The organism is Methanothermococcus sp., assembly GCF_015523155.1.
Classification (GTDB): Archaea; AGJL01; Methanococci; order Methanococcales; family Methanococcaceae; genus Methanofervidicoccus.
Window position 1 is genome coordinate 1 of the sequence record NZ_WAKW01000038.1, and the last position, 26929, is coordinate 26929.

At 30.5% G+C, this 26929-nt stretch carries 29 protein-coding genes and 2 pseudogenes; 21 read left to right on the forward strand and 10 right to left on the reverse strand.

All coding sequences use genetic code 11. The features are described 5' to 3' along the window. From F7B34_RS03965 to gatD, 3 genes and pseudogenes are all read left to right on the forward strand, one after another. A pseudogene (locus F7B34_RS03965) lies at positions 1-434 on the forward strand (ATP-binding protein); the annotation flags it as partial. 317 nt (positions 435-751) lie between these two features. Continuing rightward, complete coding sequence (asd, locus tag F7B34_RS03970) at positions 752-1798, forward strand: aspartate-semialdehyde dehydrogenase (protein WP_292460543.1); 1047 nt, start codon at positions 752-754, stop codon at positions 1796-1798. Between the two features lie 22 nt (positions 1799-1820). Continuing rightward, positions 1821-3098, forward strand: a complete 1278-nt coding sequence (gatD, locus tag F7B34_RS03975) for a Glu-tRNA(Gln) amidotransferase subunit GatD (protein ID WP_292460544.1) — start codon at positions 1821-1823, stop codon at positions 3096-3098. A gap of 17 nt (positions 3099-3115) precedes the next feature. Here the strand turns inward: gatD and F7B34_RS03980 are convergent, their stop codons facing one another. From F7B34_RS03980 to cysS, 4 genes are all read right to left on the reverse strand, one after another. Next, positions 3116-3592 (reverse strand): deoxyuridine 5'-triphosphate nucleotidohydrolase, encoded by a 477-nt coding sequence (locus F7B34_RS03980; protein ID WP_292460571.1) that lies wholly within the window; start codon positions 3590-3592, stop codon positions 3116-3118. Between the two features lie 21 nt (positions 3593-3613). Further along, entirely contained in the window at positions 3614-4393 is a 780-nt protein-coding gene (locus tag F7B34_RS03985) for a dihydroorotate dehydrogenase electron transfer subunit (RefSeq protein WP_292460545.1), read from the reverse strand. A gap of 39 nt (positions 4394-4432) precedes the next feature. Further along, positions 4433-6307 (reverse strand): S16 family serine protease, encoded by a 1875-nt coding sequence (locus F7B34_RS03990; RefSeq protein ID WP_292460546.1) that lies wholly within the window; start codon positions 6305-6307, stop codon positions 4433-4435. 69 nt (positions 6308-6376) lie between these two features. Further along, a complete protein-coding gene (cysS, locus tag F7B34_RS03995; protein ID WP_292460547.1) occupies positions 6377-7795 on the reverse strand; it encodes a cysteine--tRNA ligase in 1419 nt (472 codons plus the stop codon). 167 nt (positions 7796-7962) lie between these two features. On the opposite strand from cysS, the gene F7B34_RS04000 reads away from it, so the two are divergent. The 6 genes from F7B34_RS04000 to F7B34_RS04025 all read left to right on the forward strand — a co-directional run bounded on the left by F7B34_RS04000 (position 7963) and on the right by F7B34_RS04025 (position 14998). Continuing rightward, on the forward strand, positions 7963-8499 hold the full coding sequence (locus tag F7B34_RS04000; protein WP_292460548.1) for a phosphatase PAP2 family protein: 537 nt from the start codon (positions 7963-7965) through the stop codon (positions 8497-8499). A 54-nt stretch (positions 8500-8553) separates the two neighbouring features. Continuing rightward, complete coding sequence (locus tag F7B34_RS04005; protein WP_292460549.1) at positions 8554-9171, forward strand: FumA C-terminus/TtdB family hydratase beta subunit; 618 nt, start codon at positions 8554-8556, stop codon at positions 9169-9171. 46 nt (positions 9172-9217) lie between these two features. Then, a complete protein-coding gene (locus F7B34_RS04010; protein WP_292460550.1) occupies positions 9218-9574 on the forward strand; it encodes a hypothetical protein in 357 nt (118 codons plus the stop codon). A 174-nt stretch (positions 9575-9748) separates the two neighbouring features. Next, positions 9749-11944 (forward strand): CDC48 family AAA ATPase, encoded by a 2196-nt coding sequence (locus tag F7B34_RS04015; protein WP_292460551.1) that lies wholly within the window; start codon positions 9749-9751, stop codon positions 11942-11944. 190 nt (positions 11945-12134) lie between these two features. Continuing rightward, positions 12135-13538 (forward strand): HD domain-containing protein, encoded by a 1404-nt coding sequence (locus tag F7B34_RS04020; RefSeq protein ID WP_292460552.1) that lies wholly within the window; start codon positions 12135-12137, stop codon positions 13536-13538. Positions 13539-13837: 299 nt separating this feature from the next. Beyond that, entirely contained in the window at positions 13838-14998 is a 1161-nt protein-coding gene (locus F7B34_RS04025; RefSeq protein WP_292460553.1) for a chromate transporter, read from the forward strand. Between the two features lie 57 nt (positions 14999-15055). Here the strand turns inward: F7B34_RS04025 and ribC are convergent, their stop codons facing one another. The 3 genes from ribC to ribK all read right to left on the reverse strand — a co-directional run bounded on the left by ribC (position 15056) and on the right by ribK (position 16692). Continuing rightward, a complete protein-coding gene (gene ribC, locus F7B34_RS04030; protein WP_292460554.1) occupies positions 15056-15526 on the reverse strand; it encodes a riboflavin synthase in 471 nt (156 codons plus the stop codon). 85 nt (positions 15527-15611) lie between these two features. Then, positions 15612-16295 (reverse strand): 3,4-dihydroxy-2-butanone-4-phosphate synthase, encoded by a 684-nt coding sequence (ribB, locus tag F7B34_RS04035; protein WP_292460555.1) that lies wholly within the window; start codon positions 16293-16295, stop codon positions 15612-15614. Next, positions 16288-16692 (reverse strand): CTP-dependent riboflavin kinase, encoded by a 405-nt coding sequence (gene ribK / locus F7B34_RS04040; protein ID WP_292460556.1) that lies wholly within the window; start codon positions 16690-16692, stop codon positions 16288-16290. Before ribK ends, ribB begins: the two co-directional genes overlap by 8 nt. Before the next feature lie 125 nt (positions 16693-16817). Here ribK and F7B34_RS04045 point away from each other — a divergent pair, with 125 nt between their 5' ends. Together F7B34_RS04045 and F7B34_RS04050 are read left to right on the forward strand one after the other, a co-directional pair. Next, the gene (locus F7B34_RS04045; protein WP_292460557.1) at positions 16818-17579 is read left to right on the forward strand and encodes an MTAP family purine nucleoside phosphorylase; all 762 of its coding nucleotides are present in this window, start codon (positions 16818-16820) and stop codon (positions 17577-17579) included. A gap of 55 nt (positions 17580-17634) precedes the next feature. Continuing rightward, positions 17635-18255: an L-threonylcarbamoyladenylate synthase gene (locus F7B34_RS04050; RefSeq protein WP_292460558.1), complete on the forward strand. Its 621-nt coding sequence runs from the start codon at positions 17635-17637 to the stop codon at positions 18253-18255. Positions 18256-18273: 18 nt separating this feature from the next. Here the strand turns inward: F7B34_RS04050 and F7B34_RS04055 are convergent, their stop codons facing one another. Together F7B34_RS04055 and F7B34_RS04060 are read right to left on the reverse strand one after the other, a co-directional pair. Beyond that, the gene (locus tag F7B34_RS04055; RefSeq protein WP_292460559.1) at positions 18274-18939 is read right to left on the reverse strand and encodes a selenouridine synthase SelU-like subunit; all 666 of its coding nucleotides are present in this window, start codon (positions 18937-18939) and stop codon (positions 18274-18276) included. 37 nt (positions 18940-18976) lie between these two features. Beyond that, a complete protein-coding gene (locus F7B34_RS04060; RefSeq protein WP_292460560.1) occupies positions 18977-19621 on the reverse strand; it encodes a selenouridine synthase SelU-like subunit in 645 nt (214 codons plus the stop codon). Between the two features lie 173 nt (positions 19622-19794). Here F7B34_RS04060 and F7B34_RS04065 point away from each other — a divergent pair, with 173 nt between their 5' ends. The 7 genes from F7B34_RS04065 to F7B34_RS04095 all read left to right on the forward strand — a co-directional run bounded on the left by F7B34_RS04065 (position 19795) and on the right by F7B34_RS04095 (position 25491). Then, positions 19795-20547: a TatD family hydrolase gene (locus tag F7B34_RS04065; protein ID WP_292460561.1), complete on the forward strand. Its 753-nt coding sequence runs from the start codon at positions 19795-19797 to the stop codon at positions 20545-20547. A gap of 150 nt (positions 20548-20697) precedes the next feature. Beyond that, positions 20698-21291 (forward strand): V4R domain-containing protein, encoded by a 594-nt coding sequence (locus tag F7B34_RS04070; RefSeq protein ID WP_292460562.1) that lies wholly within the window; start codon positions 20698-20700, stop codon positions 21289-21291. Between the two features lie 155 nt (positions 21292-21446). After that, on the forward strand, positions 21447-22244 hold the full coding sequence (locus F7B34_RS04075) for a DUF166 domain-containing protein (RefSeq protein WP_292460563.1): 798 nt from the start codon (positions 21447-21449) through the stop codon (positions 22242-22244). A gap of 67 nt (positions 22245-22311) precedes the next feature. Then, positions 22312-23001 carry a 4Fe-4S binding protein gene (locus tag F7B34_RS04080; protein ID WP_292460564.1) on the forward strand — a complete coding sequence of 230 codons (690 nt, stop codon included), beginning with the start codon at positions 22312-22314 and terminating at the stop codon, positions 22999-23001. 240 nt (positions 23002-23241) lie between these two features. Further along, entirely contained in the window at positions 23242-24468 is a 1227-nt protein-coding gene (locus F7B34_RS04085; protein ID WP_292460565.1) for an FprA family A-type flavoprotein, read from the forward strand. Positions 24469-24563: 95 nt separating this feature from the next. Beyond that, a complete protein-coding gene (locus F7B34_RS04090) occupies positions 24564-24992 on the forward strand; it encodes a ferritin family protein (protein ID WP_292460566.1) in 429 nt (142 codons plus the stop codon). 55 nt (positions 24993-25047) lie between these two features. Next, the gene (locus F7B34_RS04095; RefSeq protein ID WP_292460567.1) at positions 25048-25491 is read left to right on the forward strand and encodes a bacteriohemerythrin; all 444 of its coding nucleotides are present in this window, start codon (positions 25048-25050) and stop codon (positions 25489-25491) included. A 12-nt stretch (positions 25492-25503) separates the two neighbouring features. Here the strand turns inward: F7B34_RS04095 and F7B34_RS04100 are convergent, their stop codons facing one another. Then, on the reverse strand, positions 25504-25926 hold the full coding sequence (locus F7B34_RS04100; RefSeq protein WP_292460568.1) for an AsnC family transcriptional regulator: 423 nt from the start codon (positions 25924-25926) through the stop codon (positions 25504-25506). A gap of 100 nt (positions 25927-26026) precedes the next feature. Here F7B34_RS04100 and F7B34_RS04105 point away from each other — a divergent pair, with 100 nt between their 5' ends. The 3 genes and pseudogenes from F7B34_RS04105 to F7B34_RS04115 form a co-directional block, all read left to right on the forward strand. Next, positions 26027-26230 (forward strand): ferredoxin family protein, encoded by a 204-nt coding sequence (locus F7B34_RS04105; RefSeq protein WP_292460569.1) that lies wholly within the window; start codon positions 26027-26029, stop codon positions 26228-26230. Positions 26231-26448: 218 nt separating this feature from the next. Continuing rightward, entirely contained in the window at positions 26449-26760 is a 312-nt protein-coding gene (locus F7B34_RS04110) for a winged helix-turn-helix domain-containing protein (RefSeq protein ID WP_292460570.1), read from the forward strand. Positions 26761-26778: 18 nt separating this feature from the next. Next, positions 26779-26929, forward strand: a pseudogene (locus tag F7B34_RS04115) (H(2)-dependent methylenetetrahydromethanopterin dehydrogenase-related protein); the annotation flags it as partial.

Consider the following 26929-nt stretch of genomic DNA (forward strand, 5'->3'; position numbering starts at 1 on the left):
ATAGAGAAACTGCCTTAAAGTTTATGGATTTTTTATCCAATGAAATATTGAATAAAAATCTCTCCAATGAAGAAAAAGAGGAAATATATTTTTATGTTGGTGGGAAGCCAGTTTTAATTTATAAAGTTATTGATAAAATGAGGTATGAAGAGTTGAACAATATACTAAATGAGATGTTAGGAATAGAGTCTTCAAAATTGAAAAAATTGCTTATTAGGATAAAGAATGGAAAGTATAATGAAATAAATTACGATGAAGTTATTAAAGCTTTATTATTATTTAAAAAAGAATATGTTGTTGATGAATATAAAATTGATGAAGATATTAAAGAATTCTTAGTTAAAACGAATATCTTATTCTTAAATCCGATAAAGGAGGTTATAAGACCTCAGAGTTATTTAGTTTGGAACGCTATAAAGAGAGTTTTATATTAACTATAAGTTTTATTTTAGTAAAATTTCTGAAATGTTATGAAATTATAGTCCTGCAAAATATATTAAATACTTATCAACAGTCATTACCAATAATAGCAAAAACCCACAGAAGTGGCATGTTAATAACTATAAATTGCCACATAATTTTGCGATGTATTTATATTAAATATTAAATATCCTGTTTTTAACTAAAATAAAAAATATATTTTCATTAAATTTATTAAAAATATAAAATATATATATAAAAGCACTATTATAATATAAATTATAATAAATCTTCAATGTTCTAATTTTATAAGTTAGTTTTGGTGAAAAAAATGAATATAAAAGTGGGTATTTTAGGAGCAACAGGTAATGTTGGGCAGAGATTTATCCAAATGCTTGAAAACCATCCTATATTTGATTTGGAAGTTTTGGCAGCATCACAGAGAAGTGCGGGAAAAAAATACGCTGATGCCTGTTATTGGTATCAATCAGAACCAATTCCAGAAGAAGTGGTAAATAAAATTGTAGTTCCAACAGATGCAAACCACAAAGCATTTGAAGATGTAGATATAGTATTTTCAGCACTGCCATCAGATTTGGCTAAGAAATTAGAACCAGAATTTGCAAAAGCTGGAAAATTAGTTTTTTCTAATGCCTCAGCAATGAGAATGGAAAATGATGTTCCACTTATTATTCCAGAGGTAAATCCCGAACATTTTGAAATGATTGAGATTCAGAGAGAAAACAGAAACTGGGATGGTGCCATAATTACAAATCCAAACTGTTCCACCATAGGGGCAGTAATCACATTGAAACCAATAATGGATAAATTTGGACTTGATTTAGTAAATATTACCACAATGCAGGCAATAAGCGGTGCGGGATATAATGGTGTTCCGTCAATGGCAATATTGGATAATATAATACCTTATATTGGAAATGAAGAAGAAAAAATGCAATCTGAGAGTTTAAAACTCCTTGGTAAATTTGAAAATAATAAATTTATAAACGCAGACTTTAAAATAGGAGTTTCATGCAACAGGGTTCCTGTAATCGATGGTCATACTGAAAGTATATTTGTTAAAACTAAGGAAGAGGTAGAACCAGAAAAAATTAAAGAAGTTATGAATAAATTTGACCCGTTAAAAGAATATAACCTTCCTACCTATGCTAAACCTATTATTGTTAGAGATGAGATTGACAGACCTCAGCCAAGGTTGGACAGAGATGCAGGAAAGGGCATGTCTATAAGTGTTGGAAGAATTAGAAAAGACCCAATATTCACAGTTAAATATACGGCCCTTGAACACAACACCATTCGGGGAGCTGCTGGTGCAAGTGTTTTAAATGCTGAATTCTATGTTAAGAAATATTTATAAATTCTTATCTTTTGGTGAAATTATGAATGATTATAATATTGGAGATTTAATAACAGTAAAAACGGAAAATACAATATATACTGGAACAATAATGCCATCACTGGATGAAAATATTATAGTAATTAAAATGAAAAATGGATACAACATAGGTATTTCAAAGAATAAAATAAAATCGATAGAATTAATAAAAAAAGGGGAAAAACCAAAATACAAACTTCCACCACTAAAAATTGGAAAGAAAAATGATTTAAAAAATATATCTATTTTATCAACTGGTGGGACAGTGGCTTCAAGGGTAGATTATAATACAGGTGCTGTTCATCCGGTTTTTACAGCAGGGGATTTAATAAGAACAATTCCTGAATTGCTAAATATTGCAAATATAAAGGGAAGAGCTATTTTAAATATATTAAGTGAAAATATGACACCATCCTATTGGAAGATGATTGCAGAAGAGATTAAGAAGGAAATTGAAAATGGTGCCGATGGAATTGTAATAGCTCATGGAACCGATACAATGCACTACACAGCAGCAGCATTATCCTTCATGGTTGATGCTGATATTCCAATAGTTCTTGTGGGAGCTCAGCGAAGTAGTGATAGACCTTCATCGGATGCAGCTTTGAATCTTATAAGTGCTGTAATTGCATGTACTCAACCAATTAAAGGAGTTTATGTTGTTATGCACGGAGAAAGCGGGGATACATTCTGCTACCTACATGAAGGGGTAAAAGTTAGAAAATCTCATTCATCAAGAAGAGACGCCTTTAAATCAATAAATAATATCCCTGTTGCAAAAATAAACCCATTCACAAAAGAGATTGAATATTTAAGAGAGTCTAAAAAAGTTAAAGGTAATGAACGTAATAACGATAAAAAAATTAACATAAATACAATTTTAGAAGAAAAGGTGGCATTAATAAAAATATATCCAGGAATAGACGGAAGCATAATAAACTACTATGTGGATAATGGATATAAGGGGATTGTAATTGAAGGAACTGGGTTGGGGCACGCCCCTGAAACAATATTTGAAAACATAAAATATGCAACAGATAAGGGCGTTTTAGTTGCCATGACTACCCAAACTATTAACGGAAGAATAAACATGAATGTGTATTCAAACGGTAGGGAGCTCCAAAAATTGGGAGTAATTGGATGTGAAGATATGCTTCCAGAAGTTGCATTGGTTAAAATGATGTATTTATTGGGCAATTACGACACAGAAAAAGCAAAGGAATTGATAAATAAAAATTTGGTTGGAGAAATTACGGAAATTAGCCGATTTGACAGCTATTAATTTTTTTATTATTCTATTTATTTTATTTTTTCGTTGTATATTCCTTCATATTCTCCATTTACCTTATTACATTCAATATATACTATTTGGGCAATTCTTGCATCTTTATAAATGATAATTGGGTTTAAAACATGCATTAAATAGGTAGGCTGACCTTCATACCCCGGGTCATGAACTGCGGTATAAATGGTGCATCCCATCCTTAGTAGGCTACTTCTTGGATAGGCAAAACCTGCCATATTATTTGGGATTTTTATTTTATCCGCTATTTGGATAATATATACCCCAGTATCAAGTTGGATTTTTTCATTCTTTTCAGAGTCGAATATTTCAACATATTCTGGGAGTTCTCTTTTTTCATTGGTATAATCAATAGTTCCAATTCCTTTTAATTTGAATATTTTTCCAACTCTTAAATCAATCCCGCACTGCTGTATCTGTATATACTTTTTTATATTTACGAAGTTTTTTGATACCTGAGCCCCGATAATGATAATCTCACCACCATATTTTTTTTAAATAATTTTCTTCTTACCACTTGCATCTCTTTTATATTTTCCAAATTCGGATATATATTTTAATTTATCTCCCCAGAATACTGGACCATCTTTACATACGCATAAACCCTCATCGTCAACAGCACACTGCCCACAGATTCCAATGCCGCATTTCATATATCGTTCTAATGAAACCTGAACAGGAATATCGTATTTATTTGCAATATCTACAACCTTTTTCATCATTATTTCAGGTCCGCAGGTAATTATTAAATCGAATTTTTCATTTTTAGTTTTTAATATCTCTTTCATTTTATCTGTTGTAAAACCGCTGTATCCAAAACTTCCGTCATCTGTACATGGATAAAGCTTTCCACACTTTTTAAATCTTTCCATAAATAATAATTCATCCCTTGTTCGTCCCCCAAGTATTGTGGTAATTTCAATACCTTTTTTTGAAAATTCCTCCACAGCACTTACAATTGGTGCAGCTCCAATACCTCCTGCAACTGCAAGGACTTTATCCCCTAAGGGTTCAAAAGATGTTCCATAAGGTCCTCTAACGCCTATTAAATCTCCTTCTTTTAAATTGTGCATAATTTGAGTAAATCTCCCGACCTTTGCCACACTAAAACCTGTTTTTATGGAAAAACCCAATGGTTTTTCATCCACCTCTGGAATCCATACCATGGCAAACTGACCGGCTTTGAAATCAAACTCTTTATTTAGTATAAATGTTTTCACCGTTGGACTTTCTGTTATTACTTCTTTTATTTTGCATATAATCGGCTTTTCCATACTATCACATTTATTATTTTAATTTATTTTTAAATTATCCTAATTATTATTCTCCCTCTTTTTTAAAAAATATCCCACAAATATACCACAAAATAGTCCAATTATTAGGAATATTATATCTGATATGCTGGTGATTTTATTATTTCCAAAATTACTGTTGGTATTGTTGTTAGTAATATTATTTACATTAGTGGGAATACTTCTATTAACTATATTGTATTCCAATACATTTGAGGTATTTTCATTTATCTCGTTCAATATGTCAATATCCATTTGAGCATAAGCCATACTGTATTTGTAATATAAAATCTTTGACATTTTATCGTTAAAGGTATTGGCGTATTCATAGTATCCAAGTGCAGATATGGGAATAATGCCATTACCATAATTTTCCGCTAAATTTATCTTTTTTTCTGCCAGTTCTTTTAAATAACTGGTATCCTCCATATAGTTTAGAGATGTTGTGGCATATACATAGGCATCAATGCTCTTTGAAATTGACAATAAATATGCTCTTTGGTTATAATATTCCTTTGCATCATCCAAATTTTTCATGGCGTTATTTGCTAAATCTGTTGGAAATATCATGGAAGAATAAAGCACAACAACTTCTGAGTTATCGAGATACTCTTGGGCAAGGTATTTTAAATCAGATTTATTTATTGCTCTATTTTTTATATTTTTATTGTATTTATTATTTAAATATAACCACCAAATAGCACTATCTCCTCTTAATTTTGCATAAGCTCCGTATTTTATAGCAGATAATGGTTTATTGTTGTAGTATTCTTTCCATGCACTATCGATAAGTTCTTCTGCTTCATATATTCGGCTTTTGGATGCTACAATGTATTCTATGTTATTTTTTGATAAATTTTCATTATCTATTAAATTTTTCTCATTATTTAGTTTATTCTGGATACTTAATAAATATCCCTTTACATAATCTTTTCCATCATCGCTATCAATATAATTTAATGTTGTATTGATACTTTCAAGGTTTATTAAAGCTCCAAAAGCCTTTGATGTAGCGGCATAATATGATTTATTTAAATAAAGATTATTAGCCAAGTTTATATTGGCTTTTGAAGTTTTTAATTTTTCATCCAATTCATGTTTTAAATTATAATTCATTCGTATATTGTATTCATATTCATACTCCAATCTGTCTTTCACATATTCATAGTTGTTATTTACCTTTTTTAATACCTTGTCGGATAGATTTTTCATCATATTGCTGTATATAGAATTAATTACTGGGTTTGATTTGTAATCTTTTTCTACAATTTTATGATTTGTAAAGTAATAAACTGCGTCATAGATGCTTTTAACTTCTATAACATTTATTCCTAAACTTTTGCCATATTTTACTACATCCACGGTATTGTTGTTATCTGTTAAATCATCTGCTGAAACATACCTTTCTCCATAAGGTATTAAAAAATATTTCACATTCATGGATTTTGCGGCTTTTATCTTTTCTAAAATACCACCAACTGGACCTATACTTCCATCTGGATTAATCATCCCAGTCATCATGACATTTTTATTTAGACTCCAATTATTCAATGCTGCTATTGTGGCTACACACAATGTAGCTCCTGCTGATGGACCCCCAATTACTGGAACATTGGACCTAACAACATAATATACATCATAATCCTTCTGATTTTTTCCACATATATCAAAGGCTACCTTTGCGGCTATTCTTGCCGAGCCTTGCATATCAAGCTGAGTCATAGGCATAGTGTCCATATACACATGACCGCTACCATTTAACACTTTTACATCCATATTTACAGGAGCTCCTATATATCCATAATCCGTTTCAGCAACTGCTGGTGCCACTATGGACACATCTGCAACACTTATTGGTATGGTTAGTAATAGAAATAATAAAAAATATTTCTTCATATTATCATCTTTTTTTACTTTTATTCTTTATTTATTTTTTCATTATTTAATTTTATTATTAATTATTCATTATTTTTTCCAAATAGTTCCCTTTGGACTATCTTCAAGCTGAATACCTATATTTTTTAATTCGTCCCTTATTTCATCAGCCAAATTGTAATTTTTTTCCTTTTTCAACTTTGCACGGATATTTATTAAAATATTTATTAAATTATTCTCCATTCCTTCATTACTCTTACTATCAAATTTATTGAATATTCCAAATATATCTCCAATCATTTTAAAGAATTCAAGTGCCTTTATCAACACACTTTTGTTTGGATTGTTTGATGTATTTATATATTTATTTATGGCATTTGAAACTTCGAAAACATATTTAAGTGCCTCAGGTGTATTGAAATCATCGTCCATGGCGTTATAAAAGTTTATCCAAGCATTTTTAATGGTTTCATAGGTTTTTATATCGATTTCATGTAGTTCATGTTTTATATGTGAGCCCCTAATAGTTGCATCGATATTTTTTAAGGTGTTGTATAATTTTTCCAAGTTGGTTTTTGCATCAACCAATCCTTCTTCTGAGTAGTCAAGTGGGGAACGATAGTGTCTTTGCAGTAGGAATAACCTAATTACCTCAAAATCATACTTATCAATTAAATCTTTAAGTTTAATGAAATTTCCAAGACTTTTGCTCATTTTTTCCTTATCTACCATCACAAATCCAGTATGCATCCAGTATTTTACCCAAGGACTTTTGCCAGTATAAACCTCACTTTGAGCTATTTCATTTTCGTGGTGCGGGAATATTAAATCGTTTCCTCCACCGTGGATGTCGAACTGTTCCCCCAAATATTTTATTCCCATTGCAGAGCATTCTATGTGCCATGCAGGTCGCCCTTCTCCCCACGGACTATCCCATTTTGGTTCATTAGGTTTTGTAAACTTCCACAATGCAAAATCTTCTGGATTTTTCTTTTTTAGGTTCTTTTCAACCCTATGTCCCGCTATCATTTCATCTAAGTTGATATTGCTCAGTTTTCCATAGTTCCCAAATTTTTTTACATCAAAATAAACTCCATCATCAGCCACATAGGCGTATCCTTTTTTTATAAGTATTTTTATGAATTTTATTATGTCATCCACATGTTCCGAAACTCTTGGATATACATCTGCGGGTTTAATATTCAGTTTTTCCATATCATCCAAAAATGATTTTATAAATATATCTGTGAGTTCTTTTGGTGCTATTCCTTTTTCATTTGCACGATTTATAATTTTATCGTCTATATCTGTGAAATTTATAACTAATTTGACGATATAATTTTTATGTTCGAGATATCGCCTAATGGTATCAAATGCCACATAAGTTCTTCCATGACCCAAATGGGCATAATCATAAACCGTAGGTCCGCAAACATACATTTTAACTTCATGCCCATTTATTGGATTAAATTCTTCCTTCTTTTTTGTTAATGTGTTGTAGATTTTCATATTATCACTATTTTTAATATTATTTAATTATATTAATTTATATTGTATCAGAGGATTACTATTAGGGAATTAAATATTAATTTAAAATATGTAAATTATAAAAGTCTTAGATGTCAATATACTAAAAATTTATTATATATTATTAAAATATATCTTTGGGATATTATATGAAAAAAAAATTTGCAGAATATATATCTTATATTTTTCCATTTTTATTGATAATTACTCTAATAATTGCCATACATGATATATTTAAATTAATAGCATTGGCGATTATACCCTGTATTGTATGGTTAGCATCTGCAAAATTAAAAGGTCAAAATTGGGATATTGAAGATAAAAATTGTAGAATAATCCCATTAATCCTATTGGCAGTTTATGGAGTTATTATATGTTTTGTTTTTAATGATTTCTTTTCCAAGGTATTTTTGGTAAATATCATTTTTATTTTAATCATTACCTTATTCTGGAAGATTAGTATGCATTGTTATGGATTATCCACATTAATAATGATATTATTGTATCTATTAAAATATAGTAATAACCATTATTTGCTGTTATTATTAACATATTGCTATATTGTATTTTTAATATTGACTATGTGGTCTCGTCTTTATCTAAAAAAACATACACTTTTACAGGTGATTCTTGGAATGTTATTTGGCTTTTTAATAAATTTTCTTATAAATTTTTATATATGTTGAAAAAGAATATATATTGTTAAAGATAGATATATTATGGAATAATATGGTGATATTTTGAGATTGGAAACTCCTATTTCAAAGGATACTGTAAAGAATTTAAAGGTCGGAGATATAGTTTATTTAAATGGAATCATATATACTGGTAGAGATGAAGCACATATAATTATCCTAAAAGAAAATATGAAAAATATTGGGGAGGATAATAGTAATAGTGGTAATGATAATATCGTAAAAAAATTGAAAAATGGGGTAATATACCATGCAGGACCTATAATGAAAAAAGAAAATAATAAATGGAAATGCATAGCAATAGGTCCAACAACATCGGCAAGGATGAACGAGGTAGAAGTAGAATTCATTAAAATAACTGGAATATCGGCAATAATAGGTAAGGGAGGGATGAAAACAGAGCTGTTAAATGTTTTTAAAAAATACGGTGTAGTTTATCTTGCAGCACCTGGCGGATGTGCTGCATTACTTGCAAATTCCGTAATTGATGTAAAAGGTGTTTATCATCCTGAGCTTGGAATGCCCGAGGCAATATGGGAACTCGAAGTTAAAGATTTTGGACCATTGATGGTTGCAATGGATTCAAATGGAAATAGCATATATGAAGAAGTTAATAAGAGAGTTTTGGAAAATTTAAAGATGTTAAAGGCAAAGATTAATTAAATATATGGGACTATAATAAAACATTATAATAAAAGGGTGTGTATATATGGACAGTTGGAAATTAATATATACGACGAAATGTTATAACTGTGGTAAAGTAGCCGACCAAATAATTGAAATATATTCAAATCAGGCATTTGTAAAGTGTTCCAACTGTGGAGCTACAAGATATTATATTCTAAAAAAAGTAGGGATTGAAGAGGACAACATTATAGAAATTGAAAAAGATAAAAAAATGAAGTATGATAACTGGTTTTTAGAAAAAAATGCAAAATGTTACAATTGTAAAAAATATGCTCCACAGGATATATTAATTACAGAATCTGGTATGTATGTAAGATGTAGAAATTGTGGATTTACAAGATTTTATAGGTTTCATATGGTAGATGTTCAGAAGAGTTAATATCATATGATAGTGCATTTAATTACACAAAACCAAAAACTTTATATAGAAGTTCAAAGGTATATTACTATTAATTAAAATCTAAAAAAAAATAATATTTCATTAATAAAATATCTTTAAATAAAAGATGAATCTTAATATTTATAATCATATCATTTTATATCGGGTGATATTATGGTTGAATTGATAGTAGCAGAAGCATATCAAGGGGATGTGGGCAAGGGAATTGTCCGAATAGATCCCATTACCATGGAAAAATTAGGTTTAAAATCGGGAGATGTGGTGGAAATTGAAGGTAAATCCAAAACATACGCAACGGTATGGAGAGGTTATTTAGAGGACCAAGGGAAAAATATTATACGTATGGATGGTATTATAAGGCAGAATGCAAAGGCAGGAATTGGGGACAAAGTTAAAATAAAAAAGGCAGAAGTTAAAGATGCCAATAAAATTGTGCTTGCACCAATGCAGGCAGTAAGATTTAGTGCTGGATTTGAAGATTATGTAAAAAGCAGATTGTCTGGACAGGTCGTGAGTAAAGGTTCAAGGGTTGTAATCGGGGTTTTAGGAACAGCATTTCCATTTATAGTAGTTGGAACAACACCAAAGGGTGCCGTTAGAATAAATGAATTTACAACTGTTGAATTAAAAACAGAACCAGTATCTGAATTAAAAGAAACTAAAATACCTGACATTACCTATGAGGATATTGGTGGTTTAAGGGAAGAAGTTAAGAAAATTAGGGAGATGGTTGAGCTCCCTATGAGATATCCTGAATTATTCGATAAATTAGGTATAGAACCACCAAAGGGTGTTTTGCTTGCAGGACCTCCTGGAACTGGTAAAACCTTACTTGCCAAGGCTGTTGCAAATGAAGCTGGGGCAAATTTCCACACCATCAACGGTCCAGAAATAATGAGTAAATATGTTGGAGAAACTGAGGAGAATTTAAGAAAGATATTTGAAGAGGCAGAAGAAGAATCTCCATCAATAATATTCATTGATGAAATTGATGCAATAGCTCCAAAAAGAGACGAGGCATCAGGAGAAGTTGAAAGAAGAATGGTTGCTCAGCTTCTAACACTTATGGACGGTCTTGAAAGTAGAGGGCAGGTTGTAGTAATTGCTGCAACAAACAGACCAGATGCATTAGACCCTGCATTGAGAAGACCTGGAAGATTTGATAGGGAAATTACCATCGGAGTTCCAGACAGAAAAGGAAGAAAAGAAATTCTCCAAATACACACAAGAAATATGCCTCTTGCAGAGGATGTTGATTTAGACTACTTAGCAGATGTTACACATGGGTTTGTTGGTGCAGATTTGGCGGCACTATGTAAGGAAGCTGCAATGAAGACACTTAGAAGATTGCTTCCAGATATTGATTTAGAGAAGGAAGAAATACCTAAGGAAGTCCTAGATAAAATCGAAGTAACAATGCAAGACTTTAAAGAGGCATTGAAAGAAGTTGAGCCATCTGCATTGAGGGAAGTTCTTGTTGAAGTTCCAAATGTGAAATGGAGCGACATTGGAGGATTGGAAGAGGTAAAGCAGGACTTAAAAGAAGCTGTCGAATGGCCATTAAAGTATAAAGATAAATTTGAAAAAATGGGAATTAGACCCCCCAAGGGAGTGTTGTTATTTGGACCTCCTGGAACTGGTAAAACCTTACTTGCCAAGGCTGTTGCAAATGAATCACAGGCAAACTTTATAAGTGTAAAAGGACCTGAAATATTCTCCAAATGGGTTGGAGAAAGTGAAAAAGCAATAAGAGAAATATTTAGAAAGGCAAGACAAGCTGCACCAACTGTTGTATTCTTCGATGAAATAGACAGTGTTGCTCCAAGAAGGGGTTCAGATATTGGTGGAAGTGGTGTAGCTGAGAAGGTAGTTAATCAATTATTGACTGAGCTCGACGGTCTTGAAGAACCTAAGGATGTTGTAGTAATTGCTGCAACAAACAGGCCAGATATACTTGACCCTGCATTGTTAAGACCTGGAAGACTTGATCGGATAGTTTTAGTTCCAATTCCAGACAAAGAAGCAAGGTATGATATATTCAAAGTTCATACTAAAAACATGCCTCTTGCAGAGGATATTGATTTGAAGAAACTTGCAGAAAAAACAGAAGGATACACTGGAGCCGATATAGAGGCGATATGTAGAGAAGCTGCAATGATAGCACTTAGGGAGAATTTAAACGCTGAAAAAGTTGAGTTAAGGCACTTTGAAGAAGCCTTGAAAAAAATAAAGCCTTCCGTTAGAAAGGAAGAAATGAATATATATAAAAAATTGGCAGAGGAATATGGAAGGACCCCAGCAGCTGAAACTTCATCGAAAAAAGAGGATTATTCAAGATACCATCAATAGAATATTAGCATAAAATAATTTAATAATAATTTTTTATTTTTTTATTTTTAATATTATTATTTTTAATTTCTATTTTTTTATTATTATTTCTTATATCTATTTTATTTATATTTTTCAATTAATTCATATGTTTAATTAAATAAATAAAGTAATATAAAAATTTATATATTAGTATATCAAACTATTTTTTATGAGCGAAACGAAAATTATAAGAGACCCAATATATACAGATATACCCCTCAGCAGTAATGAAATAGCCATAATCGACACACCAGAGTTTCAAAGGCTGAGGAATATAAAACAAACTGGATTAACATGTATGGTTTATCCAAGTGCAAATCATACGAGATTTGAACATTCCATAGGAACAATGCATGTTGCAGGAGAAATCTCTAAGAATTTAGAAGATGTAGATGTAGGATTAATAAGGATTGCAGCACTGCTTCACGATATAGGACACCCTCCATTTTCACACACCCTTGAAATATGCGGTTATAATCATGAATATTTTACAAGAAAAAAAATTAAAAAAATGGATTTTGAAAATTATACTCCAAATGAAATAGTGGATGTTTTACAATCTAAGGGATTTGAAGGAGCTCTGCTTAGTGGGGATGTAGATGCAGATAGAATGGATTATCTTCTAAGAGATAGTTATCACACCGGTGTAGCTTATGGCTCAATCGATTACGCAAGGTTAATACGATGTATGGTATTATTTGAAGATATACGACCAAAATTGGGGGTTTTGGAGAAGGGAATAATTGCTGTTGAATCGTTATTAATTGCAAGATATCAGATGTATCCCACGGTATATATGCATCCAACTTCAAGAATAGCTGAAATAATGCTAAAAAATGCTACAATTTATGGATTAAATGAAAAATTGTTTAATTTACAGGACCTTTCAACAATGGATGATATAGATTTAGTAAGCACATTAAGAAGAAATGAGGGAGAAGGAAATAAATTAATTGGAATGTTGGATAAAAGACATTTATTTAAAAATATTTTAACATTTAGGTATGGTGATTTAACCCCTGAAGAGAAGTGGTTGTTGATAAATTTGGATGAAAACGATATTAAAAACTTGGAGTATGAGCTCTCTGAAAAATTAGGAACTACCATATTTTTAGATATTCCTGGCTATCCAAAAATAAATGAGCACAATATTACAGTTTTAATCGATGATAAAAAATACAGGTTGGATGAAATTTCACCCCTTGCAAAAAATTTAAAATGGGCATATATGAAATCATGGGATGTTAGGCTATATGCTCCACCAGAACAATATAGCAAATTAAAAGAATTTAAAAGTGAAAATTCTAAATTTAAAGATAGTAAAAAAGAAATGATTTTTGACTGCATAAAGAGAAAATATAAAAAGAGCATAATATTGGAGATTATACAAGATGAAGGCATTATAAAAGGTAGGGGAAAACTTCTTGCAATTGCAAAGGAGATGGGTATCTCGGAATCAGAGTTTTTATCGGAGCTCCAAAAATTAATATTTTGTGGATTGATAAAGGAAGATGTTATAAAGGTTAGGGGAACATTTAGATATGATTATGGTATTAACTCCCAAAATCTATAAAATCTATAAATTACCAAAATATATAAAATGGAATTTAAAAAGCCTCCTCCTGTAAAACCCACCAATGTATAAAATTTATAGAATAGAAAATAAGATTACATTTCGTGAAAATCCTTAAATTTATTCCTAAAATTTTTTTGAATAGATAACTTAATTTTGGAGGATTATTCATTTCATAAATGAATTATGTATTATCAAAAGGTTTATTTAGTTTAATTTTGGTAATTTTTTATAGATGTTTCGGAATTTTAAAATATCAAAAATATTTAATTTAATGCTTAACTATGTCGGGTGAAAACATGGAGGATAAACCCTCACCATTGAACATTTTCCTCTCATTTTTAAAACTTGGAATAATTGCATTTGGAGGACCTACGGCGGTTGCATATGTTAGAGAGATGGTTGTAGAGGAGAAAAAATGGTTAGATGAAAAAGATTTTAATAACGGAGTAGCACTGTCTCAAATAATCCCTGGAGCTTCAGTTATGCAAGTTGTTGCATATGTGGGGTTTAAAATTGGTGGGATTATAGGGGCTTTTTTAGCATTTATGGCTTATGTTCTACCTGCATTTTTTCTGATGTTATTTTTAACAATTATTTATCTCTATGTAAAATCATTGCCTGAGACAATACCAATATTTGAGGCATTGAGGATAGTAGTCGTTGCATTAGCCGCCAATGGAACCTTAGGTTTTGGTAAGAAAAGTATTAAAGATAAGTTAGACATAATTTTACTATCAGTTGCGGCAGTTTTGTTTATTTTAAAATTTAGCCCATTTATTGTCATCTTTATAGCAGTAATCGCAGGGCTAATAATTTACAGACATGATTTTAAAAAATCACAATTAAAACTAAAAATAACAAAAGAAAAATTGAGAATATATAGGTATGTTTTTTATATCTTATTTACCATAGCATTATTTAATCTCTCATTGTGGATAATTGACCCAAGTATTTTTTTACTATCTATTTTAATGATAAAAGTAGATATAATGGCATTTGGAGGAGGATATGGTTCAGTTCCATTTATGCTACACGAGATTGTAGATGTCCATGGACTTATAGATGCTAAAACGTTCATGGATGGTATAGCACTAGGACAAATTACCCCAGGTCCTATAGTTATAACTGCTACATTTGTTGGGTATATAGTCAAAGGGTTAATTGGTGCAATTGTATCAACAATAAGTGTTTTTACTCCATCATTTGTTATTTTACTTTCTACAATTCCAATATTTGATAGTCTTAAACACAATCTGTTGTTTAAAAATATATTCCACAGTATATTGGTTTCATTTGTAGGTTTGATGATTGCAGTAACTATAAAATTTGCATTGGCTGTTAATTGGACATTGCCGGCAATATTAATATTTATATTTGCATTTTTAGGTCTCTACAAAAAATATAATATACTTTTAGTGATACTTTTAAGTTTAATCATAGGTTATCTAATTCTTTAAGATTAAAAAAGTTTTATGTTTATTTTTTAAGTATTAATGTCTTACTTATTATTTGATTTATTCTCTTGCTGCTCCAACATCTTCGAAACCCTGTCTCAAACCTTTTCCAGCATTTTTTTCCAAGAACTTCCGATTGAATAATAAATAATAGACATTTTCAGCATGTTCTTCTGCCCTTCTTTTTGCAAGCCATTCGAGCTCCTTCTCATCCTTAGCCTCATCTTCATGAACAAAAACTTCAATTATATGTTTATTTGTCATGAGTTGTGCCATCATAAGCCCTTGGGATGCTTCATGGGCACAAACTTTGTCTTTATCTTTTCCCCCTGGCATTCCAAGTGCCATGGCTATTTCGCATCCTTCTTCTTCAATGAGTTTTTTACATGCTACTGGAAGGTCTTTCATTCCAGGAACTGTATATCTAATTATTTTTATTTTGGAAGTCATTTCATTTAATTTCTTTATTGCAGCAGATGCCATATCTACCCTTGCAAAGGTGGTGTCTGCTATACCAACTTTTATAGTCATAATTTCACCAAATAAGCATTTAAAAGGAATTATAAAAATAAAGTAATGAAAATAAAAATTCCATAATTATTTATTGGTATTTTATTTATTCTTCAATATTTTCAAGATAGTAGTTTATCAGCTCTTCACCACTTAAATGGATTAAATTATTTTTTTCAGCATATTTTTTTGTTTCGCTTTTGCTCATAGCATATCCATCATCTCCCATCATCTCGCAAATTGTAGTAATTGGGGTCAATCCCGCCATTTCAGCAAGTGCGACTGTCATCTCTGTATGACCTTGTCTGTTCTTTACAAGACCTTCTGTGGCTCTTAACAATGTAACATGTCCAGGGGCTCTAAACTCTTTTCCAAAATCACTAAATCTTTTTTCATTACATAGTTCTGCAAATTTCTTTATGGTGTGGGCCCTATCATTATCAGTAATGCCTGTAAAGCTTTTCCTATGGTTTATTGTGATGGAGAATGATGATTTTTCATCATAAGGTATATCATTTGGATAGAGCTCCTTTAATACTGGAAACTTTTTGGAGGCATAATCAAAAATATCTATCATAAATGGAATACCCAATGATTTACAAAAATCTGGATGGATTGCCGTGCAAATTAATCCGCCGCCATCTTTTCTCATGGTTCTTATGTGGGTGGGGGTAATTTTTTCAGAGGCTACTACTAAATCAGTTTCCCCTTCCCTATAATCGCTATCATAAATTAATACTATTTTTCCATTTTTTAAATCATTAATAGCTTTTTCTATGTTATTATTCATTTTTTTCACCGTTTAATGTAATCATGATAATATCATTGTTTTTTAAAAATAAATATTTTCTTAGTTTAATAGGTGCTATTACCTCTATTATATTATTGGGATGTTCGGTTTTTTTCGGATATATAATGGCACCTATTACACAGTAGTCTTTTGTGCATATTTTCACAGGTATTATTTTAACCCCATAGTATTTATTATTTTTATAATAAAAATCATCAATTATTATTGAATTCAATTTATTTAAATTTATTTCCTGATTTAATTTAATATTTAAAGTGCCTTCATAAGGCTCATATCCAAGAATATTTTTAAATTTTTCTTTGTAAGGCAATAAAGACATATAATATCTTCCCTCACCTTTTCCAGAAACTACACGACCAAATAATTTGTTTAACATTCAAATACCACCAATTTATTTAACATTTATATATAATTTAAATATATAATAATATCTGCAATATATAAGTATTAATAATGGATTATTTTAATTTTTATTTTAAATTAAAAATAGGAGGCGGTATTTTGATAGGAATAATTGGAGGAACCGGAGTGTCATCTATACTAAACAAAGGTAAAGAGAAAATAATAAATACAAAATACGGAAAATCAAAGGTTTTAATAGATGATGAAAATGATACAGTTTTGCTGTTTAGACATGGATTAAAACACAACACCCCACCACATAAAATAAATTATAGGGCAAATTTATATGCCTTGAAGGAGCTCGGTGTTGATAGAATTTTGGCAATAAATTCTGTTGGCTCATTGAAGGAACATGTAAAACCAGGAACATTTTTTGTTCCAGATGATTTTATAGAATTTACAAAGGCAAGGGAATGCACATTTTACGATGGGGAGGATGGTGTAGTAGTTCATATAGATGTTTCAGAGCCTTACTGCCCACAAATGCGTTGTATATTAAAGGACATACTAAACAAAAGAAACTATGAATACAGCGAAGGGATTTATATATGCACAGAGGGACCAAGGTTTGAAACAAAGGCAGAGATAAATTTTTATAAGAATATAGGAGATGTTGTTGGAATGACTGGATATCCCGAGGTTGTTCTTGCAAGAGAGCTCGAAATATGTTATGCCTCATTATGTTCAGTATCCAACTATTGCACAGGTATATCCAAGCATAAATTAACCGTTAATGAGGTTTTTGATACAATAAAGGAAATGGAGGAAAAAATTTTAAAGATAGCGAATGATTTTATACATTGTGACTATAAAAAAACCTGTTCCTGTAAAAATGCCTTAAAAGGTGCTGTAATTAAGTAAAATTAAGTAAAATTAACGAAATCAATAAATTTATGTTTAAATTAATTGTGGTATCATGAAAATATTGAAATTAAATAAATTAAAAAAAAGGAGAGAATTAAAGAAAGAAATAGAAAATGCTAAAAAAATGATATTGGAAGGAAAGATAATCATTTGCGGGACAGATACTATTTATGGGTTGTGTGCAAATGCATTAGATGAAAGTGCAGTTAAAAAGGTTTATGAATTGAAAAAAAGAGACCCAAATAAACCAATTTCAGTATTTTTAAAGGATAAAGAAGATATTGAAAAATATGCCTATGTAAATGACATCTCCAAAAAAATAATTGATAAGTTTTTACCCGGAGCTCTGACAATAATATTGAAGAAAAAAGATGTAATACCCGATATCGTTTCAAAGGATTATATCGGAATAAGGATTCCAGATAATGATACAATAAGGGAATTGTCGATAGTTCCATTAACTGCAACTAGCGCAAATTTAAGCGGAGAAGAACCTCCAACTTCCGCTTATGAAATAAGCGAAGAATTGAGGGAAAAGGTAGATTTAATAATTGACACAGGCGTATGTAAATATAAAACCCCTTCTACAATAATTAAAATAGTAAATGATGATATAGAGCTCATACGAGAAGGAGCAATACCTTTTGAAGAAATTATAAAGCAAACGAAATAACTTATTTTAATTAAATTATTAATTACTTTTATTTAAGTTATAGCTTTTAAATCCTCCCACTAATCTTTTAACTTTAAAGCCCAACAGTTTAAAGATTGTGGCAATTGCCTGACTTCTCATTCCACCCCTTGCACAGAATACAACAATTGTCTTGTTTCTATCAAGTTTAACTGCTGTTTTAGTTATCCTTTTTATTCCTTCTCCAATGATATCTGATGCAAGGTCCATAGCTTTGTCTCTTCCTTCTTTTTTATATGTTTTTCCTATTAATTCGTGTTCCCTATCTAAAAATAGAGGAATATTTATAGCATTAGGAATTGTTTTTTCGGCATATTCCCTCGGAGCTCTTGCATCTACAATTATAATATTATCCTTATCCATCTCTTCAAATTCCGAAATTGTGATGAGCTCATCTATAAGTTCTATTCCTATGGAGTTCAGATATTTTTTAATGTTGATAGGTTCAAAATATATAAGCTCACCACTATGTTCTACAACAGTTGGTGTGTTGGTATTTTTGATATTTTTCGAATAATTCAAAATAAATGATGCGAGCTCTCCACTTATTTTTCCAGCAAGTATTTTTTTACCATCAGTTATCATTTTTCTTCCATCTTTTAACCGTATTACTAATATTACATTATTTTTAAATGTTAATAACCTTGAAAGTATTTCTTCGTCCATTATATCCCTTTAAATTCATTTATATGGATTATATGGCTTATTTATTTAATTTTTCATTAACAAAATTGTTTATTATTTCAACGGATTTGTATAGGTCTTCATTGCAAATCACTAAATCAGGTTTAACCTTTTTTATAGACCTCATGTAAGATTCTCGATATAGTTTTTCCTCAATGACTATTGCGGCATTGTAATAATCATCCTTTTCAATTAGTTCCAATATATTATCCAGCGCCTCCAATTTATCAGGCATTCTTAAAAATGTTTTAAGGGTTTTGAATTTTGAAATAAGAATTTCTTTTTCTTTCTCGTTTTTTGGAGTATAATATTTTAAAAGTCGCTGTATTTGGCATTCATAGGGACATTCTATTATTATACTATAATTATAACTTTTCAGGTTAGAAAATGGTTCGGGAATATTTAATTTTTCTGTTCCGCCTATTTTTCTTCCTTCAAATTCTACTATGCAGTAGCCCTTTTCTTCCGCCTTTTCCTGCTGTTTCTTTAATAGTTTTTCAAATTCATCCTGCGAATGCTGTTTTAGATGATATAAATCACCCAATACGCTTCCTCTCGTGTTTCCACACTCTTCAATATCTATAACAGAATGGTATTGTTTTAACTTTTGCAAAATTTCCGTTTTTCCACATCCTGTTTTCCCAAACAAGCCAAAAATTATCATAAATTCACCCTGGTTAAATATTTTTAAAATAGATAGTAATAAGTTATTAAAAAAGTTAATTGATAATTATTTCAAATATATAAAACTATAAAACTACAAAATTAATATATAGAATTTTAAAATTCATAAAAACTTAAATAAATTAAAGTAATTACTTAAATATAGGTGATTTTATGATAGATGCCCATACCCATTTGGATGTAAGAAGTTTTGAAGATTTGGAAAAAATGGCATTATGTGGAATTGAAACAATAATTACCTGTGCCCACGACCCATATAAAATGAGTGTTCCAGAGGTTTGTTTAGACCATTGGGATAGATTGATTAACTTAGAGACTAAAAGAGGGAAAATGGCAGGAGTTAATGTTAAGGTTGCAGTGGGAGCTCACCCTATGGGATACCCTAAAAACTGGGATGTGCTTATAAAAAAACTTCCCGAGTATTTTGAAAATGAAAATGTTGTGGCTATTGGAGAAACTGGATTACATTATTTAACCGATGATGAGAAAAACCTTTTAAAAGAGCAGTTGTATTTGGCAAAGGATTACAACATGCCGATAATTATTCATACTCCTGAAAAGAATAAGAAAGAGGCATCACTTGAAATTTTAAAAATTTTGGATGAGGTGAAAATAAAGGATGATTTGGTAATGATTGACCACATCAATAAAGATACTGTGGATTTAATAAATAGGGATGTTTATATTGGTTTAACAGTGCAACCTATGAAAATAAGCCCTATGGAAGCATCAGAAATAATAAAAAATTATAATAAAAGATTCATCCTAAGCAGTGATTTAGGAAGTTTAAAGGCGGATATTTATGCCTTGCCAAGAACAAAATTATGTATGAAAAAAATTGGGGTTGAAAATGATAAAATAATAAACTCCACATATAAAAATGCAAAGGAATTTTACAGATTATAAATAATATTATTTTCTTTTAAATTATTATTTTTTCTTCATTCTTCCGTTTTTCGTCTCTTTTTCAGCATATTTTACCGTTATTAGCACCATTATCATTATATGTGAGTTATATGTAATAAATATATATAAAAAAGTATTTGAAGAGATAACATGAAAATGGAGTTAAAAACAAAAAATATGGAGGGCTTCCTTACAATATTGGGAAAGAATGATGATGACGCGACACAGGAAGGAAGTATTTATCTTTCAAATGATGATGAGCTCATAAAGGAAACTGTTGAGCATTTAAAAAAGGGATATGACAAAGAAAAATACACATTTATTGAAAGCAAATATACAAATAGAAATATTAAAGAATATATCCCATTGGAAATATTACGACTTATGATTATGATTATGATGAAAAAAATTAAAGAGTTAAACTCTGAAATTACGCTATACGATATTGGATATGAGTTTGGACGATATATTAATCCAAAAAATTATATGGAATTGAAAAAGTTTTTTAGAAAAAATAACTTGGGGGTGTTGAAAATTGAAAGTAAAAATCCCCTTATTATAAAAGTAAATGACTGTGCATTGTGCGATGGTTTGAAATCCAATGAACCCATATGTTATTTTGATGCAGGAGTCCTTGCTGGTGCCTACGAATGCATACTAAATAAAACTGTGGTGGTGGATGAAATAAGATGCATGGCACAGGGGGCAGACGCCTGCTATTTTAAAATAGAACCAGTTAAATAATAAAATAATTTTATTTAAATAGATTAAAATAAATAATAATCCAAATTTTTATAAAAATTATGTCCTATTTTTTAAAATATATAAAATAACTTTTTAAAGTGATTTGAAATATCATAGGGGATTTTAATTCATCTTTAACTTTTAGGTGATATACTATGAAAGCTACATTTATATACCACAAAGGAAACCAGAGAATGGAAAAATTTTATAAAAATCTACTGAATAAACCAGATTTTTGCAAAATCTGTGAAGATTGTTATAACTGTCGAGGGGATTGGACTTATAAAGATGATGTAAGGGCGGTAGTTTTGGAGGCTGTTGATGAGGATGAATTTATAGAGGATGCTTCCGATTACATACCGGAGCTCCCGGAGGGTGATGTGGCAGTTGCTCAACTTCATGAGGATTTACTGTATGAACTCCCAAACATGCTTGCGAAAAAAAATTACAAATTGTTAATTGTTCCATCAGAAACACCATCTGATTTATCAATAGCCATGAGAAACAGCTTAAAAGAAATGTGTGAAAAGAATGGAATGGATTTTGAAAATCCAAAGCCATTTTGTGCTTTAAAAAAGAGACATGAGAGAAAAGTTTTAAATGAGTTTATAAACTACTTTAAAATAGGATTTCCACAGGTTGAAATTAAATCATCAGATGGGCATAAAATAGACGATGTTAAGGTGATTATATCGGCACCATGTGGTGAAACTTACTATATATCCAAAAGAATTAAGGGAAAAATTATAAACGAATTAAAGGACGAGATAGCAAACGCTCACCACAACTACCCATGTTTGGGAAGTATGGAATATGATAAGGAGCTGGAAGATACCATGCTTCACGAGGCAGGATATATTACATTAGATGCCGTAAAGAAAGCACTTTTGCCATACAAATGTAAAAATAAATTTTGCGGTAGATGTGGAATTTTCGGGCAGAACTCCTTATAAATCTAATAATATATCGTCTATAAAATAACTTCAATGTTATATATTATTATAATTTTTTGGTGAAACTATGGATAAGCTCCAAATATTAAGAAAAATATCTCAAACGGCATTTTTTATAAAATTTATTCTATCGGGCAGTTTCTTTTTAATTTTTATAGGAATTGTATATACATTCATTACTACGGGAACTATTGGAAAAAATTATATAGTTATATCCATAGTAGTGCTTGTCTTAACACTGATTTTTGGAAGGGTATTTTGTAGCTGGTGGTGTCCATGGGGATTTCTATTCGAGCTCGGCTATATGTTGAGGGTTAAATTGTTTAAATTAAAAAAACTTCCGGAGCTCCCAGAAAATATCCACAATAAATTGATATATTTAAAATATGTGGTATTATTTTTATTTGTAATATTTATTTATATTCGATTAAGTCCGTATAATGCCTATTTACCGGAATTGGGAATATCGGGAAATATAATTTCATTGACCGTATTGGTGGCATTTACAATAGTTTCATTTTTTATTCCCAGAGCTTTTTGTAAATACTTCTGTCCAGTTGGGGCATTATTATCGATACTTTCAATAAAATCATTATTTAAATTAAAACTAAATGATAACTGTGTAAAATGCAGATTATGCGAAAGAAAATGCCCAATGCAGATAAAACTAACTAAAAATATTGACCAAAAGGAGTGCATTCGATGTTTTGAGTGCAAAAGTGTTTGTAGAAAAGACGGTATTGACTTCAAACCTTAAAATAATTTAGATATATCTATTTTCCTGCAATATTAACATTAATTTAATTTTTATTTTTTATATTACTTAATAAAGTTATTTTTAATAATTGTTTTATATGTGTTGTTCGAAATTCGTATGCTATATGGATAATTAGACGAAATACGCACGGTTAAATTAATATATTCAATAATGCACTATATTATATCGTAAGATAGATATGTACCATCAAAAAATATATATTTGAAAAAAGGTGATAGAATGAAAGCAGATGCTTTTAAAATAGCAGATGGAGTATATTGGGTAGGAGTAATGGACTGGGACATTAGGATGTATCATGGATACACATTAAAGGGAACAACATACAACGCATACTTAGTATTTGGGGAGGATAAAACTGCATTAATAGACAATACATACCCAGGAACATCCGCTCAAATGTGGGGTAGAATAAAAGATGCCTTTGAGAAAGAAGGTAAGGAATTTAAAATAGATGTAATAGTTCAAAACCACGTTGAAAAAGACCATTCCGGGGCATTACCTGAAATCCACAGAAAATTCCCAGAAGCTCCGATATACTGCACTGAGGTAGCAGTTGAAGGATTAAAAAAGCACTATCCCTCTTTAAAAGGAGCTCCATTTAAGGTTGTTAAATCTTTGGATAAGATAGACCTTGGTGGAAAAACCTTAACATTTCTTGAAGCACCATTATTGCACTGGCCAGATAGCATGTTCACATTCTACAACGAAGAAGGAATCTTATTCTCAAACGATGCATTTGGTCAGCACTTGTGCTTACCACAGAGATATGACTATGAAATTCCAGAATCTGTATTGATGGATGCAAACCAGAAATTCTATGCAAACTTAATTACCCCATTATCAAAACTTGTATTGAAGAAATTCAATGAAGTTATCGAGCTTGGGTTGTTGGAAAAAATAAAAATGATTGCACCATCACATGGTCAGATTTGGACAAATCCAATGAAAGTAATTGAAGCATACCAGAACTTTGCAACAGGAAAATGTAAAAACAAAGCTACAATTGTTTATGATACAATGCACTACTCAACTCAGAAAATGGCTCATGCATTTGCAGAGGGTCTCATGAGCGAAGGTGTAGATGTTGCAATGTATTTCCTCCACCACGATGAAAGAAGTGAAATTGTTAAAGATATACTTGACAGTAAAGCTGTTCTCTTTGGAATACCTACAATATACGATGAACCATATCCATCAATTGGAGATATAATATACTACTTAAAAGGTTTAAAATTTGGTAGAACAGGATTAAAAAGACTTGCTATTTCATTTGGTTCAATGGGTGGAGAAGGAGGAGCAGTTAAAAAAATTGCAGAAGAGTTAAAAGAATGTGGATTTAATGTATTGGATGAATATGAATTATACTATGTTCCAACAGAGGATGAATTGGAAAAATGCTACAACATGGGTAAAAGATTAGCAGTAAGAATAAAAGAAATGGAATAAATTTTAAAAATATTTTTTGTTTTATATTTTTTTATTATATATTGCTATATATCAGGATTATTTCATCATTATTTAATAATAAAAAAGGTGATATCATGGTAGATGTAGATGTAATAAACGAACACAAAATAGGAGTAACAAAAGGAACAGACTTGGAAAAAGAAGTTGAAGCAAACTTCAAAGGAGAATGTGCAGAAGTAGGAATGTATTTAGCAATGGCAAGACAGGCACAGAGGGAGGGACTTCCAGAAGTTGCAGAAGTTTTAAAAAGAATAGCATTCGAAGAAGCTGAACACGCAGCTCATTTTGCTGAGATGAACGGAGTAATTTCAGACAACTTAAAAGAAAACATTGAAATGATGTTAAAAGGAGAATGTATGGCAAACAAAGAGAAAAAAGCTGCTGCAACAAAGGCAAAAGAATTGGATATTGACCCTGCCCATGATTTCTTTGATGAATCAAGCAGAGATGAAGCAAGACATGCAAAAATGTTAAAGGGAATACTTGATAGATACTTCAAATAATTTATTTTTTTTATTATATAACTTTAATATAATTTAATTTATAGATGTGATTTTTATGGAGATAATAAAATGGACAAAGGATTTAGAATCCACAGTTTCCGCATTTAATGGGGAACACAAATTTTTAGTTAAAACAATAAATGACATATATAATTTGTTAATGAATAATAAAAGAGAAGAGGCAAAGAAGTTATTGGTGGAAAAGGTAGTATCTTATACTGACAAGCATTTTAAACACGAAGAAGAGGTTATGGAAAGATACGGCTATCCAGAAGAAGAATTGGAGAAACATAAAAAAATACATAGATTTTTTGTAAGGTATGTTGTAGATACATTGGCTCCACAGATAGAAAAAGGAGGAGATAAAGAGTTTAGGGAGGCACTAAACTTTATTATTGGATGGTTAATTATGCATATTAAAAATATGGATGTAAAAGGGTACGGAGAATGGTTTAAAAAAAAGGGTATTGAAGTTCCAGATAAAATGGTTGAAATTTAGTTTATTATTAATTTATTTTAGCTGTTCCAATATAATGGCAGGACATACTTTCTTTATACCTTCGATTTTACCGACTTTGTTAAATAAAATCTCGGATAGTTCCCTACCATCTTTTGCCCAGATTTCGGTCATTATCATATGGTCACCTGTTGAGGTCCATACCTTTTTAACCTCGTCAAATTCGCATAGTTTATTTGCAACAGTTAAAAAATCCTCGGGGTTAGTGTCAAAACCTGTTAAAGCGACAACATTATATCCAATTTTGGGAGCTTCCACCTCCACCCTATATCCTCTAATAATGCCTTCCCCTTCCATCTTTCTAACTCGCTTTCTAATAGAGCTCTCACTAGTTCTCAGTTCTTTGGCAATCTCCGTATATGGTTTTCTACCATCTTTCATTAATATGTTCAATATTTTCATGTCCTTCTCATCCATACTATACCTCCGATTTTCGTATATATCATGATGTATTTCGTAAATATATAGTTTTTTATTATTTAATATATCTTATTCTTAAAAAATAATAGGTAAAAAAATGACTGTGGAAATAATTGTAGATAGGGAAAAATGTATAGGATGTGGAAAATGCTATGATGTTTGTCCAAAAGCTCCAAAAATATGGAAGATTGATAAAAACGGAAAATATTATGTATATAATGCATTATATTGTCATAACTGTAAATTATGTGTTGGAAGATGTCCAACCAAGGCTATTTTAATTAGAAAAATAGGTAAATGAAATAATACTATATTTATCTAAATCTAAAAAAAACTTAACTAAATCAGTTAGCCGTTAATAATATATATGAGTAAAATAGATTTAATTAGTTGTTGAAATTTTAAAATATATTATTTTTTTATTACTTAAAATCCAAAATTATATTATAATACATAACTATAATTATCTACATACATATGTGTATAAATATATATTTTTACATATAGAGGTGGGTTTTTGTGAAAGAAGTTCAAAAGTTTTATTCCATGCCGATTTATGGTTTAAATGGAAATAGAAGGGACAAAATGGAGATAATATTTGGCATTCTAAATGCCATCAATATGGGGGCCTATAAAAAAACAAGGATAATGTATTATGCAAACTTAGATTGGAAGGTATTTAAGAGATACATGGATTTTCTCGAACGACATGATTTTGTTGAAAAAGATGGAAATGGTGGATTTATCCTAACAAATAAAGGAAATACCCTTCTCGAAAAACTCAATGAAGTTAAAGATATCCTTAACATCAACCTTGAGCATGCATATTAAATGAAAATGGTGGAGGGCATGAAAATCTCAGTATATGGTGCAGGAAACCAAAACCTGTATGTAAATCAATTAAATCTTCCTAAAAATTATGGTGGGGAGGCACCTTATGGTGGAAGTAGAATTGCCATGGAGTTTGCAGAAGCTGGACATGATGTTGTACTTGCAGAAC